General features: G+C 32.8%; 11 protein-coding genes and 2 tRNA genes. 3 read left to right on the forward strand and 10 right to left on the reverse strand.

The window, feature by feature from the left end; genetic code table 11:
• Nucleotides 1-3 precede the first annotated feature (3 nt).
• Nucleotides 4-987 (forward strand): type IX secretion system membrane protein PorP/SprF, encoded by a 984-nt coding sequence (locus AAC084_RS07065; protein WP_339838789.1) that lies wholly within the window; start codon nucleotides 4-6, stop codon nucleotides 985-987.
• An 11-nt stretch (nucleotides 988-998) separates the two neighbouring features.
• The gene (locus AAC084_RS07070; RefSeq protein WP_339838792.1) at nucleotides 999-2,915 is read left to right on the forward strand and encodes an OmpA family protein; all 1,917 of its coding nucleotides are present in this window, start codon (nucleotides 999-1,001) and stop codon (nucleotides 2,913-2,915) included.
• 15 nt (nucleotides 2,916-2,930) lie between these two features.
• Here AAC084_RS07070 and AAC084_RS07075 read toward each other — a convergent pair whose 3' ends face one another.
• The 9 genes from AAC084_RS07075 to mutS all read right to left on the reverse strand — a co-directional run bounded on the left by AAC084_RS07075 (nucleotide 2,931) and on the right by mutS (nucleotide 12,984).
• Nucleotides 2,931-4,181 (reverse strand): divalent metal cation transporter, encoded by a 1,251-nt coding sequence (locus tag AAC084_RS07075; protein WP_339838794.1) that lies wholly within the window; start codon nucleotides 4,179-4,181, stop codon nucleotides 2,931-2,933.
• A 35-nt stretch (nucleotides 4,182-4,216) separates the two neighbouring features.
• Nucleotides 4,217-4,852: an ElyC/SanA/YdcF family protein gene (locus tag AAC084_RS07080; RefSeq protein ID WP_339838797.1), complete on the reverse strand. Its 636-nt coding sequence runs from the start codon at nucleotides 4,850-4,852 to the stop codon at nucleotides 4,217-4,219.
• A 633-nt stretch (nucleotides 4,853-5,485) separates the two neighbouring features.
• Nucleotides 5,486-6,115, reverse strand: coding sequence for a hypothetical protein (locus tag AAC084_RS07085; protein WP_339838800.1), 630 nt, complete (start codon nucleotides 6,113-6,115; stop codon nucleotides 5,486-5,488).
• On the reverse strand, nucleotides 6,108-6,749 hold the full coding sequence (locus AAC084_RS07090; protein WP_339838803.1) for a hypothetical protein: 642 nt from the start codon (nucleotides 6,747-6,749) through the stop codon (nucleotides 6,108-6,110). The genes AAC084_RS07085 and AAC084_RS07090 overlap by 8 nt, the downstream gene beginning before the upstream one ends.
• Before the next feature lie 3 nt (nucleotides 6,750-6,752).
• Nucleotides 6,753-8,906 carry a sensor histidine kinase gene (locus AAC084_RS07095; RefSeq protein WP_339838806.1) on the reverse strand — a complete coding sequence of 718 codons (2,154 nt, stop codon included), beginning with the start codon at nucleotides 8,904-8,906 and terminating at the stop codon, nucleotides 6,753-6,755.
• Complete coding sequence (gene dcm, locus AAC084_RS07100) at nucleotides 8,893-9,969, reverse strand: DNA (cytosine-5-)-methyltransferase (protein ID WP_339838809.1); 1,077 nt, start codon at nucleotides 9,967-9,969, stop codon at nucleotides 8,893-8,895. Before dcm ends, AAC084_RS07095 begins: the two co-directional genes overlap by 14 nt.
• Nucleotides 9,970-10,101: 132 nt before the next feature.
• Nucleotides 10,102-10,188: transfer RNA gene (locus AAC084_RS07105), tRNA-Leu, on the reverse strand.
• Nucleotides 10,189-10,233: 45 nt separating this feature from the next.
• A tRNA-Gly gene (locus tag AAC084_RS07110) sits at nucleotides 10,234-10,305 on the reverse strand.
• A gap of 96 nt (nucleotides 10,306-10,401) precedes the next feature.
• Nucleotides 10,402-12,984 (reverse strand): DNA mismatch repair protein MutS, encoded by a 2,583-nt coding sequence (gene mutS / locus AAC084_RS07115; RefSeq protein WP_339838810.1) that lies wholly within the window; start codon nucleotides 12,982-12,984, stop codon nucleotides 10,402-10,404.
• Nucleotides 12,985-13,150: 166 nt separating this feature from the next.
• Between mutS and AAC084_RS07120 the strand changes: the two genes are divergently transcribed.
• Nucleotides 13,151-13,681, forward strand: a complete 531-nt coding sequence (locus AAC084_RS07120; RefSeq protein ID WP_339838812.1) for an RNA methyltransferase — start codon at nucleotides 13,151-13,153, stop codon at nucleotides 13,679-13,681.
• A gap of 117 nt (nucleotides 13,682-13,798) precedes the next feature.
• Here the strand turns inward: AAC084_RS07120 and folK are convergent, their stop codons facing one another.
• Nucleotides 13,799-14,941, reverse strand: coding sequence for a 2-amino-4-hydroxy-6-hydroxymethyldihydropteridine diphosphokinase (gene folK / locus AAC084_RS07125; protein WP_339838815.1), 1,143 nt, complete (start codon nucleotides 14,939-14,941; stop codon nucleotides 13,799-13,801).
• Nucleotides 14,942-14,999: the final 58 nt, after the last annotated feature.

The raw sequence follows: 14,999 nt of genomic DNA on the forward strand, positions 1-14,999 counted from the left end.
TATATGATGGATTATAACTTTAATAAATCGAGTTATACTGTAGCACTTTTGCTATTTTCTCTGTTAGGCTTTAACACGTTTGCACAGAAAGAACCGCAGTATACTCAATACATGTATAATATAGGTAGTTTTAACCCAGCCTATGTCGGCACCGTTGAGACACCAGAATTATCTGGGCTTTATAGGGCGCAATGGATTGATATACCTGGTGCACCTAGAACCTTTCGTTTTGGTGCTAATCTGCCTTTTAAGAATGAAAAAGTTGGACTCGGGCTTAATGTTGTCAGTGATCAACTAGGGCCTGTTTCGCAAACCTATGCCGATATTTCGTACTCATACCAAGTGATGGTCTCAGATGAAACTAAATTATCATTTGGAATCGATGCTGGAGGTTCTTTTTTAAATGTTGATTTAACAAAAGGAACTTTTGAGAATCCAGGTGAAAATCTTAATGGTGAAATGTTAAGCAAGTTTTACCCTACCGTTGGTGCGGGAGCCTTTTTGTATTCTGAAAATTGGTATTTAGGAGCATCAGTTCCTAATTTCTTGACCGAAGGTGTTTATAATGATGATGTAGCGTCTATTGTAGAAGATAAATTACAATTCAATTTTATTGGAGGTTATGTTTTTGATTTGTCAGATAATCTTAAATTCAAACCTGCCTTTTTAATAAACACACTTGCAGGCTCACCAGTGAATGTGAACTTATCTAGTAACTTTTTAATTTCCGATGTATTCACCGCTGGCGTTTCTTATCGAATAGAGAATGCATTTAGTGGTTTGGCTGGTTTTCAAGTTTCAAATTCTATGTTTGTAGGATACTCTTATGATTATAACACAAATTTACTTGGTGAGTATAATAATGGGTCACATGAGGTTATCTTTAAATTCTATTTAGGTAGAGGTGGAGCGAACACTAGCAAGGATAGTAGTGACAAAAATTCAAAAGGTAAACCTAAACAAATTGATTCACCTCGATTCTTTTAAAGTGCACGAACATGAGAGTTAAATTAATCATAATATTACTAGTTTTTGTTCCATTGATGGTTTCGGCGCAGGATAAAAAATCCAAAGCTGATAATCTATATTATGGCTATCAATATCAAAAAGCAATAGCGCAGTATAAAATTGAAATGGAGAAGAATCCGTTAACAAATCACCAGTTATTAAATCTTGCGGACTCTTATTTTAATACAGGTGCGTTTGATGATGCTTCAGAACTCTATTTAGAGGTAAATAAGAACGATACTATTATGTCGGTTAACCGATTTAATAAAATGTTGCAAAGTTTATCTAAAAACTCTGAAAGAGATAGAGTAAAGACCTTTTTAAGGTCAAAAGCAGCTATGTTGTCTCCTGAGCTTTTAGAGAATGCAGAGTTCAATTACAGCCTTTTAGATATTCCTGCTTCAAACGATAATAGTTTAATTAAAGAAACGGCTATTAATAGCCCGCAAGGTGACTTTTCACCGGCTTTTTATAAGAATGGTTTACTTTTTAGTAGTAGTAGAGTACAGAAATCAAAAAGCGTATATGAACCCACAGGAGATTCTTATTTAGATATTTACTCTGCGAGGTTGACATCAGATAATAACTTGGTAGATGTAGCCGTTTTTAGTGAAATACCTGAGACAAAATTTCATAAATCAACGCCATTTTACTCTGATAAATTAGCTACATTTTTCTACATTTTGTCGAATACCGAAGATGAAGAACTGAGTTACGATGAAAATGGTAAGAATGCATTGGCAATTGGAACATTAACTGATAGTGGCCGATTTAGATTTATATTAAAAGACCTAAGTACATCTTTTTATTATCCATATTTTGATGACAAGTCAGAAAGGTTATATTTTGCTGCCAATTTCGATGATAGTTATGGTGGTACAGATTTATACTATGTGTATACCAATAACGGTCAAATAATGTCTGCGCCAGTTAATCTTGGACCAAGAATAAATTCTCCAGGCAATGAAATATCTCCGTTTATTTTTGATGGAAGTCTGTATTTTTCTTCAGATGTTTTTTACGGACTTGGCGGTATGGATGTTTATAAGTCAAATATTATTAGTTCTGATTCTTTTACCATACCGGTAAATTTAGGAGAAGGCATAAATTCCACAAAAGATGATTTCGGATTTATTATAAAAGAAAATGAAAATAAAGATTGGTCTGGCTATTTTGCATCAAATAGAAAAGGTGGTAAAGGTGGTGATGATCTTTATAGTTTTTCATTAAAGAATGCGCCAGGGTTAAAGACATTTTCTTTAAGAGGAAAGGTTGTTAATCTTAAGAAAAAGGTTGGTCTAGGGGAAGTACAAGTTAGGTTATTAAATCATGAGGGTGTATTGTTAAAGGAGGTGAATTCTACGGTTGAAGGTGATTTTAGAATTGAAATTCCGTGGCAAAAACAAGTGACTATTCAGGCTGTAAAGGATGGTTATTCTATTTTCTCTACTTCTTATTCAGAAGAAGGTATGGAAGAGATTCAAACCAGTACCTATGTTTTAGGACTTGCGAAGTTGGAAGATTTAGTTTTAGAAAGTGAAGGGAAAACTATATTGAAACTTGACAAGTTTTATTTTGATAAAGGAAAGGCAGGTTTAAATGCTCAGGTAGAAACAGAATTGAAAAAAGTTGTTGATGCGGTGTTGCGTTTTCCTCAATTAAAATTAAAGATCGAAACATATACAGATAGCAGAGGTAGTAATTCATATAATAAGAAACTATCACAAGATAGATCCAGTGTTATAAAGGATTATTTACTGAAAAATGGTCTGACTTCAAATAATATTGTTGATGCAATAGGTTATGGAGAAGAGATGATAAAGAATAATTGTACAAATGGGGCCTATTGCCTAGATTTTCTTCACAAGCAAAATGAACGTACTTTATTTGTTGTGGTTAATCCATAAGTTTAAGTACTCTAATTAAAAAATTACTATATAAAAATAGTAAAGAGAAAAACAAGTCAAAAAGACTATTCCTATATAGGTTAATAATTTCAAGTTCTTACTCGGCCAATATTTTGGGTCAAGGTCTTTACTCGTCACATTTCTTAAATTCATATAACCGATTAGTGGTGCCGCTATAAAAGAAACGAAGGTTGCTAAAGCAACCAGCTTACCCATATTTGCGCCAAAAGCAGCAATTACTATAAAGTTAATAATAGCTAGAAGACTCACTCCAATGGCAAATGCCAGTTTGGTATTATTAAATTTCAATTCGGGTTCTAAAAGGGCTATTATGTCCAAACTAACTCTGGTTATAGCATCATGAGCGGTCATACATGTACTGAACATAGTAGCAAATGCAGAAATAGCTATAAATATGTAAGCCCATGACCCAATATGTTGGGTAAACAATAAGACTACTTGGTCGGCAAAATTAACGGCATTATCACTTAATTGTATGTTTGTGCCATAGAGTGTGAACCAACCAATAATCATAAATAAAACCGCTAGTACAGCAGTGATTCCGTACCCAATATTGAACTCTTGTAGTGATTCTTTTAAACTTGGTTTCTCTTGATTTTTCCATTTCTCAATACTCCATAGACTTACCCAGCTTGAGGCTTCGACCGCTGTAGGCATCCAGCCCATTAAACCAATTAAAAAAAGAATACCAACCTCGTTGAAAATAGGGGTAGGTTTAAAATCGGGAACATGAGCAACAGGACCTTGTAGTATTACTAATGCTGTTGTGATTACTAATGCAATAAAAAGAATACTAACCACGAATTTTAGACTGATTTCTAAGAACTTGTATTTTCCAAAAATTAGAATAACGGTTATAAGTATAAAAAGCCAAAGGGCGACAGTTGCAATCGAACTAGTGTTGATATCAAATAGGTTTATTAACAAGCCAGCTGTAACTGTATATAAGGCAGCTAAAATGGTGAAAGTCGAAAACAATGTAATGCCTGCGTAAAACCACAGATAGCTTTTACCGCGGTTTAGATAGCCTTCTATTAAGGTTTTATTGGTGGCACTAGTATAGCGCACTCCAAATTCAAAAAATGGATATTTTAAAATATCAGCTAATATTATGGGGATAATCATCATCCAACCATATTGTGCGCCAGCCTTTGTGGATAGAACTAAATGGGAAGTTCCTATAGCCATACTAGCAAATAACAATCCTGGGCCTAAATTTCTTAGTAGAGTTTTTGTTTTTGACACAGTTTATAGGATTAGTTGGTTCCTATAAATTTAAACTATTTAATTTGTATTGGATCTCCATAGAATTTAGGTTGTGTATTTAGTAGGACGTCTATAAATACCTTCACGCGAGCGAAATATTCCCTTAGTTGTACCTTCATCCCTTGAGATGTGGATAAGTCTTGGGCATTAAAGCCAATTGCGTTTAACCCTTTTTGTTTGGCTATATATATAGCCCTTTCGTTATGGAATTTCTGTGATATTACAGTAACGTTATCCAGGCCAAAAATAAATTTTGCACGAACCATAGAATCTAAGGTTCGAAAGCCGGCATAGTCTAAGAAAATAACGTGTTCTGGTATACCTGCCTTGATTAAATCTTTTTTAATCGTATCTGGCTCATTGTAATAGATGGTGCCATTATCACCACTAACCAATATAAATTTAATTTTATGTGCTTTGTAAAGCGTTATCGTAGCGTCTATACGGTGCGTGTAGTAAGGGTTGGACGAGCCATTTGATGTTCGGCTAGATGTGCCTAATATGAGTCCTACTCTGTTTGTAGGTATTGCGTTAATGTCAGAATACGTTTTGTCTTCAGTAGTGTTTGAAATAATAAAATTGCAGGCCAAAATCACTAGTACAAGTGCTAGACCTAACGCACCTAAAATTTTAATAATTTTTCTTAGCATGTAATAAAGTCAAGTTTAAAGGTAAGAAATACCGAATGGCTTTGAGTTCTATTGATTTAAAAAGTCATAGGTTAATTATAAAAAATAGATTTAATAAAAAACCCTAGAAAATCAAAGGGAATATGGTAAAAAGAAGTGGTAGCTTAATTATTATGCTTTATAATAAGTCGAAAGATTAGTGGTTTGTGATAAGAGGGTAGTGTTGTCTTTAGTTGCCCTCATTTTTTATACTGTTATTTAGTTGTTAGTTATTGTTATAAAAAAACGAGTAAGCTCTTCAAATATTGGCTTTGTGGTATAGTGGTATTTATTTTTTTAGTTCATATTAACGATTAGATATAACATATTTTATAACAGGACTTCAAATCCGTGTAAACCAAATCTAAAATGAAGAGCGCAACATATTGCAGTGCATAAAGAAACCCGTCGGAGTAACTTAATTGTTTTTCTATGTTAAATGATAATATTTAGTTTTAATAATCTTATTTGAAATTGTCTTAAGGTACAAGTATATTTTTAGAAGTGAGAAATTTGTTTAGTTACTAAATACGGAAAAAGCTATGAAAATCATGTTGTGTCTTTAGTTTTGTAATCCAATAATTTGCAATACTTATAGTAGAATTTAAAGCAATATTATTTTAAATCTTGTTTAACTAGATTTTCATTGCCTAACAGAACGAAACTATCTTTATTGCCAATTAATTCCATTGCAACTAATATTTCATCATCGTTTTGGTCAAGGAGTTCAATGATTTTGTCATCAAAAAAATTCAACATATTTTGAAACGCTTCTTTAATTGTGATGTCTGTACCTAAAAATTCTTTAATACAATAGTTTTCACATTCAATATAGATGTGATTAAATTCTTCAAAGGTTACACAAGTTTCATTAATACATCCTATAAAGGCATAACAACCATCATCAACTATTTTATCTCCTAATTTAATACCGGTATCACAAGCAGGTGTATAAAACAAAGATTTCTTAAAATGAGCTACGTTTTCAATATCTACAAATGATTCATTATCAGTTAATAATTGAGATTCATTTCCATGAGATAATCCTATAAAACCAAATTTATCATGATTTAAGGATCCAATTAAATTGATGACATTTACTTCTGTACAGTCTAAACCTCTTATAGGGAATATTGTAACATCGCTAATTGCTGAGAAATAGGTAGTAATATCTTGATAACTGAGATTAAAGTAATCACCTAACAATACATCATTGTCATCATAACTGACAATTAAATTAATCATCCAATTTTAATTTTTGTCTACTGAATAATTCAATAGCTAGTTTTAATAAATTTTTTTCAAACGTTATACCTATATCTGTTTGCTTTCTTATGCTTTCAAGTAATTCATTCATTGTATAAGTACTACCGTCTTTAGTTTTGAGAATTACTTGGTCTCTTTTTTCGATTGGATGTCTAACTATCCATTCTTCAATAACAGCGTCTACTCTTACATCAAGAACTTTAACAGCTTCATCAATGAGATTAACTATTTTACTATAATCTGCTGTAAAACTTTCAAGTTTGAAAAGGTCTTTATTTATTAATTTCTTTAATACCTCACCATCGATTTCTGAAATTTTACTAACGGTAACTAATATAACATACACTAATGAGGTTTCTTCTCTAATTTTTTCAAAAACCTCAATACCATCAATTTCTTTTCCATCATGAAAATTCCTATCCAGCAAAACAACCATTTTTTTACCAAGATTATTTAACACATAATCCAAGCCTACTTGGGAATGTCTAAATAATATCACATTAGATTCGCCATACTTCATCTTCAAACTAACCATTATCGGGGAAGTATTATTTTCTTCATCAAAAATGTCATCGTGAATAACCACAATTTTAGTTGGAACTAATTGATTCATTTTTTATTTATTATTAAATGGAATAGTTATTTTAAAAGTAGCACCTGTTGGTTTAAATTCATTCTCAATAACTTCAATTTTTCCGTTAAGTGCCAGTATTTGTTTCTCTACAATATATAAGCCAACACCAGCTCCTCCTTGTTCTGCAGTTCTAGTATTATAAAGACCAAAAATCCATTCTTTATCATCCATATCTAAACCATAGCCGTTATCAGAAAAATAAATTATAAAACTATCTGTATTCAAAAATCCAGTACATTTAATTTTTTTGTCTTGAGTATCTTTAAGAGCTTTTATAGAATTTGAAACTAAATTTTGAAAAATATCTTGAAAAGCATTTTTATTTGTTTCTATTACGAAGTCATCTTTAATATCAACTTCTAAATCAATCCCTTCTTTTTTAAATACTTTTTGATACTGGTCTTTAAGTAAAGATGTAATAAGTTTTGATACATTAAATTCTTCGTAATTTGAAGGGTCAACATTTGCAAAATTTAGCATAAAATCTGTAACAGATAACAGTGCTTCCATTTCCGTGTAAATTAAAACAGCATATTGTTTGAAATATTTATCTAATTTTGGATTTGGATAATTGAGCTTAAAAAATTCCCCTAAGTGTTTCACTTTAGCTATAGAAGTTCTTACTGCATGGGTAATTAAGGTTGCAAACTCCTGCATTGAAACAATACGATATAATATTTTTTCTTTTCGTTCAACTTCCTTTTGAAACTTTTTCTGTTCTGAAATGCCTTTGCTTATCGCTTGATGTAATCCTTTTGCTTGTTCCTTTAATCGAACTATATTTTCCTTAGCTTTTGGGTTGGTTTTTTCAATTGCTTTCTCAATTTTCTGTAATTCCTTTTCAAAGGTTTTTACATCCGAACTTGCATCAATTAACTTATTTTCTACATCACTTCTTTTAATTATTCTTTCGTGTTTTTTTAAATCTTCAAATGCTGAAAGTTGTTTGATTATAAACTCCTTTAATTTTCTATACTCTGCATTATCTATAAAATTTTGCCTATTTGTGGCGTCAATTATTAGTGGATTATCTTTTTTAGTTATATCTAATATGCCTATAACCTCCCTTGTTCCTACTGTATCAAAAGCACCGCTATAACGTCTTTTGTCTAATCCTAGAATATCTCTTTTTTTATCAAGTGCCTCTTCATATTCGGCGAAAGGGGTAGCTATTATGCCATCTCTATAAATTTTAATTCCATCAATACGAGTATCATCATTTTTATAAGCCGCTCTATATTTTCTCTTAGCACTCTCATTAAAGTGGTATATTTTCAACTTGACTTTTCCGAAAATTTGTTTCGGAATTAAAGTTTTATTAATTAAACCTGTATCGTTATTAAATATTAAAGATTCTTGCATCCCCTTTGCTTCATTAAATTCAATTTCAGCATAATGCGAATAATATTTAACAGGGTCAGCTTCTACAAATCTGTTGCTATATGTAGAAAAATCATTAGAATGGATAAAAATATCAAAAGGAGGGTTGACAGGATAAAAAGGAGAAACAAGCTTTGATAATTCTTTATATAACCGTTCCAAATCATTTGTAGTCCAAATATCATAAATATTTGTGATAACAATTTTAGTTCCTTTTTCATTTTTAGAAGCAGGCTCATAATTGTACTTGTTTTCTACATCTGTAAATAATGAAAGTTGTCCCTCATTAGAATCCTCAGAAAGCTTTTCATACTCATCCCAATTTATATTTACACAAAGCCAATTTTCATCTCCTAATTGCTTAGTTTTAATTTGAACGCGCTCACCAAGTTTATCCACTGCAAATCGTCCCACTCCTTTTTCACCTACAAACTTTCTCTTATATGGTGGGTCAGAATAAAGTTGGGCACGTTTACTATTGGTGCCTACCACCATCCACTTATCTTGAATATCTTTAAAAGACATTCCTGTTCCATTATCACTAATAATGATTTGACCATTACTAGGGTTTTCTGCTATATCAAAAAAGGAAACTGTTACTGTTTCGGCATTAGCATCATAAGAATTTTTTACCAACTCAAATACTGCAGTAATTCTATCAGTGATAAGTTCCCTTCCTAAAAGGCGAAACGCGTTAACGTCTACTCTCCATTTTAATGATTGGTTAACTTCTTCTATATTATTAGTTGTTTTCAATCTGTTCAATATGATTTTTTATACTTTGAGCAATAGCTATCCCTAGTCCTACAGGAACAGCATTTCCAATTTGTCTTGCGATAGCAGCATTGGACATTTGACTATTAGGGTCAATAAAATCATAATTTTGGGGAAAACTTTGAATTAATGCAGCTTCTCTTAAAGTTATTGCTCTGTCCTGTTCAGGATGACCAAACCTACCATTACTCAGTCCAATACAATATGTTGTCATCGTAGGTGCTACTTCATCCCACTTCATTCTACCATATACACTTTTGAAACCTTTGCCACTTTCCTTTTTATGGCACTCTAATATTAAGCTTTCATCCCAATCATTCCAATTTCCTCCTGGTTTTGTTGCTTGAATTCTTTTCTTATTTAAAGGGGTAAGCTTTCTAGCTCTATGGAGTTGGTCATTGGGATGTGGGACACCATCTTCTACAGGTGGTAAATGACCAATAGCTTCTTTTACAGTTACATATTGATTATTACAAACTGTTTTGTCTATTAAATCAATTTTACCATATTTAGAGCCAAACAAAACTAGTCTTTTCCTTCTTTGTGGGACACCATAATCTTGCGCATTTACAATGTACCAAGAAACTTTATACCCTTTACCCTCCAGTTTTGATTTGAAATCAGTAAAAACTTTACCTCCATTAAATTTTAGTAGGAGAGGTACGTTTTCCATAGACACAATTTCAGGCTCAGTTTCATCAACTAACTTAGCAAATGAATACAATAGTTTCCATTTTTCATTTTTAGAACTATCCTCATTATCCTTTACTCCTTTCCGATTGTAGATAGAAAATGGTTGACATGGAGCGCAACCTACTAAGATTTTTCTTTTATCCCCCTTATAAACAGATTGCAGTTCATTGCTAGTTAATGTAGTAATATCTCTATGGTAAAATTTAGCATTATTGTTTTTCTCAAATGCATATTCGCAAGTTTTATCAAAATCAATTCCTGCATCCACTATAAATCCTTCTTTCACTAAGCCATGGGCAAGTCCCCCAACCCCGCAAAACAAATCAACTATTGAAAAATCATTTATTTCCACTCTAGGTGTTATTTTATATACCAACAAATATATAAATAAAAACCTCGAAATTTTTTCGCGTAGTTACCGTACATTTATAGTACATAATTATAAATAAAAAACCCTTGAAAATCATAAGATTAACAAGGGTTTTGGTACTCGAGGCGGGACTTGAACCCGCACGCCCCAAAGAGCACAGGATTTTAAGTCCGGCGTGTCTACCAATTCCACCACTCGAGCATATTTGGCATTTGAATAAAAAATGCTGATTAACAACATTTTCTGAGCGAAAAACGGGATTCGAACCCGCGACCTCCACCTTGGCAAGGTGATGCTCTACCCCTGAGCTACTTTCGCAATTTTAATGAACGTGCATCTCTTAAAAGATGCGGGTGCAAATTTAATACAATTCTGTAAAAACCAAAGTAATTTTAAGCAAAAGAATAAAAAAAATTAAGAGGTTGCCTTCTTGTCCTTGGTTAACAGCCTTTTAATCTCATTTAACTTCATTAAAGCCTCTACTGGAGTAAGGGTATCAATGTCTAAATGAGTGATTTCTTCCTTTATTTCTTCTAATAAAGGGTCATCTAAATTAAAAAAACTCAATTGCATTTCATTAGAAGTAGTTTTAAGCTGGTCACCAATTTCTTCGTTAACGTGCTTATTTTCTAGCTTCTTTAAAATTTTATTTGCCTTTTGTATTACTTGTTGTGGCATACCTGCCATTTTCGCAACATGAATACCGAAGCTATGCTCACTACCACCAGGCACCAATTTTCGAAGAAAGAGAACAGTATCTTTCAATTCTTTTATAGAAACATTAAAATTCTTAATGCGATTAAAGGTGTTGGTCATCTCATTAAGTTCGTGATAATGTGTTGCGAACATTGTTTTTGCCCTGGCCGGGTGTTCATGTAAGTACTCTGAAATGGCCCAGGCTATTGAAATACCGTCATAAGTACTGGTGCCTCTGCCGATTTCATCTAGTAGAACAAGACTGCGATCAGAAAGGTTATTAAGTATTGATGCGGTTTCGTTCATTTCAACCATAAACGTAGATTCTCCCATCGAAATATTATCACTAGCGCCAACACGGGTGAATATTTTATCTACAACACCTATTTTGGCACTTTCAGCCGGTACAAAACTTCCCATTTGAGCAAGTAGCACAATTAACGCGGTTTGCCTTAATAATGCGGATTTACCACTCATATTCGGCCCAGTAATCATTATGAACTGCTGGTTTGATCGGTCTAACTCTAGGTCATTGGTAATATATTGTTCCCCTAAAGGCAATTGTTTTTCAATAACAGGGTGTCTTCCATCTTTAATCTGTAAATCGGTAGAATCGTTAAGGTCTGGACAGTTATAAGCATTTTCTTTTGCCAACTGGGCGAATCCGCAAAGGCAATCAAGTTGTGCGATAAGATATGCGTTGTTTTGTACTGGGGCAATATATTCTTGCATCCAAACTACCAATTGTGAAAATAGTTGTTGTTCTAAACTTGAAATACGATCTTCTGCCCCTAGTATTTTTGCTTCATACTCTTTTAGCTCATCAGTAATATAACGTTCAGCATTAACTAAGGTCTGTTTGCGTATCCAGGTATCTGGCACTTTATCTTTATGGGTGTTTCTTACTTCGATATAATACCCAAAGACATTGTTAGATGCTATTTTTAGTGAGCTTATGCCAGTTGCGGCAGTCTCTCTTTCTAACATGCTGTTTAAATAATTTTTACCCGAGGTCGCTAATCCTCTAAGCTCATCTAATTCTTCAGAAAAACCTTTTGCGATAGTGCTACCTTTTAAAATATTGACAGGTGCTTCTTCGCTAAGCATTTCTTTTATTTTTGCTCTTAGCAGGTCACAAGATTGTATTTGATTACCTGTTAATGCTAAAGATTCATTTTTAGAAGCTGTTGCTAGTTGTTTAACCGGTATTAAAGCTTCTAATGAGTTTTTAAGCTGAACAACTTCTTTAGGGTTGACTTTGCCTGTAGCTACTTTAGAAATTAAGCGTTCTAAATCACCCATCTGTTTAATGTGGTGCTGAAATTTTTCAAGAACTACTTCCTCCTTATATAAAAATGAAACTATTTGTTGTCTTCTTTTAATCTTCTCAAGATTTTTTAAGGGTAAGGCTAGCCATCTTTTAATCATACGGCCGCCCATTGGTGAAATGGTCTTGTCGATTACATCTAAAAGTGTTACCGCATTTGCATTCGTAGAATGGTATAGTTCTAAATTTTTGATGGTAAACCTATCCATCCATATATAATCATCTTCGGCAATTCGCTGTAATTTCGAAATGTGCTGTAATTGACGATGTTGCGTCTCACCTAAGTAATGTAATATCACACCAGATGCAATAACACCACAATTCAAATGATCAACACCAAATCCTTTTAAGGTTTTAGTGTTAAAATGTGAAGTAAGATTTTCTAGGGCATAATCTTCTTGAAAAACCCAATCCTCTAAATGAAATAGATGATAATTTTTACCAAAAACTTCAGTGAACTCTTTTTTATGAGCTTTAGAAATTAAAATCTCATTCGGAGAAAAATTCTGTAGTAATTTATCAATTTGTTCTTCACCACCTTCCGAGGTTAAAAATTCGCCTGTAGATATGTCAACTAAAGAAATTCCAATTTTCTTTCTTCCAAAGTGAATTGCGCAAAGAAAATTATTAGTTTTTGAATGAAGTATGTCGTCATTCATTGCTACCCCAGGGGTTACCAATTCAGTAACACCTCTTTTGACAATGGTTTTGGTTTGTTTAGGGTCTTCGAGCTGATCACAAATGGCAACACGTAGACCTGACTTTACTAATTTAGGTAAATAGGTGTTTAATGAATGATGAGGAAAACCCGCTAATTCGGTTCGTTCACCACCATTATTTCTGCTAGTAAGAATGATTCCTAAAATGCGAGAAGCTTTAACAGCGTCTTCACCAAAGGTTTCATAAAAATCACCTACTCTAAAAAGTAATAATGCATCAGGATATTTAGTCTTGATGGTATTATACTGCTTCATTAAAGGTGTTACCTTTTTTGTCTTGCTTTTATCCGCCACTTTATCTTTATCTCATTAATTTTGCACCCTCACGAAAGTATGATTTTATCCATGGATTTTAAATCATTGTTGATATTTGCCGATAAGTTTATCATATTGAATTGTCTATAGAAATTTAAATTAAAGCATGAGGAAATTACGAAATGAGGAGCTAGATAGAAAAGATGTTGCGGAGTTTAAACTTGCCGGTAAAACTCCGATAATTATTGTTTTGGACAATATTCGTAGCTTAAATAATATTGGTTCAGTATTTAGAACAGCAGATGCTTTTTTGGTCGAAAAAATTTATCTGTGCGGTATTACGGCAAAACCACCTCATAAAGATATTCATAAGACCGCTTTGGGTGCCACTGAAAGTGTAGATTGGGAGTATGTGCCTGAGACCATTGATTTAGTGGAAAAGCTAAAAAATGAAGGTTGTCACGTTATATCGGTTGAACAAGCAGAGAATGCTACTCAATTAAATAATTATTCACCCGCGAAAGATAAAAAACAGGTTCTTATTTTTGGTAACGAAGTGAAAGGGGTTGCACAAAATGTTGTTTCCGCAAGTGATGAAATTTTAGAAATACCTCAGTTTGGAACAAAGCATTCTTTGAATATTTCGGTTAGTGTTGGTGTTGTAGTGTGGGATTGCTGGAATAAATTAAATGCATAAAAAAACCTGGTCAATGACCAGGTTTTCAAGTATAGTTTGAGTTAGTTAGTTGCACTTGTGCTGTTGCAATTAAGTGAATCCTTTTCATTTACGCAAGAAATCACACAATATTTTGCACTATAGTGATGATAATGCAAAGTCTTCAATCTTTGTTAAGATTGTTTTATAATCACTATCATGACTTACAAAATCTAAATCGCTAACATCTATAACTAGCTGATTTTCTTTGGGATAGGTCTTTAAAAAATCAAAATAACCTCTATTTATTCGTTCTAAGTAAGAGAGCTCAATATTTTGTTCATAATCCCTGCCGCGCTTCTTTATTTGCTCTAAAAGGCGTTCTGTGGTTTGATACAGATAAACGTATATTCTTGGTTTTTTAACCTCCTTGTACATGAAATTGAAAACTTTGCGATAAAGCTCAAATTCGTTTTGCTGTAAGGTGACCTTTGCGAAAATTAATGATTTATAGATGTCATAATCACTAACCATAAAACTTTTGAAAAGATCAAGCTGATTTGTGTCTTCCGTAAACTGTTGGTAGCGATCGGCTAAAAAAGACATCTCTAGTGGAAAAGCATATCTAGCCTGGTCCTCATAAAAACTTGGTAAAAACGGATTTTCAGCAAATCGTTCCAATATTAATTTTGCATTAAAATCATCTGATATTTTAGTAGCTAAGGTTGTTTTACCGGCGCCAATATTACCTTCAATAGCCACGTATTCGAAACTGGCAAAAAACGTATGTCTATTTTTGAAAAGTTTTTTAATTTGTTTAGTGATGATGCTTTTGTCTTTACATTCTTGAAGCAAGTTCCTAGTATCCTTATTTAATATAGGGTGATAGTATTGGGGAGAAATATCAGCTAATGGCTTAAGAATAAATTTACGGTCTTGCAATTTTGGGTGCGGTATCGTTAAGGTTTCTGTTTTAATAATATCATGTTCATAGTAGATTATATCTAGGTCTAGCGTTCTGCTTTGATAACTATGGCTTTCGGTTCTTTTTCTTCCAAAACTTTTTTCAATCGTTAATAGTTTGGATAACAATTCTTCAGGTGAAAGAAGTGTTTGTATTTCAACACACGCATTTAGGAAGTCTTCACCTTCGAAACCCCATGAAGGTGTTTCATAAACGCTAGAAACCTGTCTAATATCACCTGCTTTATTGTCAATTTCGAAAATGGCTTTTTGTAACAGAATTTCTCTGTTTCCTAAATTACTACCAATAGATAAATATGCTGTTTTGTACACTCCCATAATATTGGAACAAAATAACTAAAACATATTCACATTGGTTATCTTTGTTAACTATTTA

The organism is uncultured Maribacter sp. (genome assembly GCF_963977385.1).
In the GTDB taxonomy this organism is placed as follows: Bacteria; Bacteroidota; Bacteroidia; order Flavobacteriales; family Flavobacteriaceae; genus Maribacter.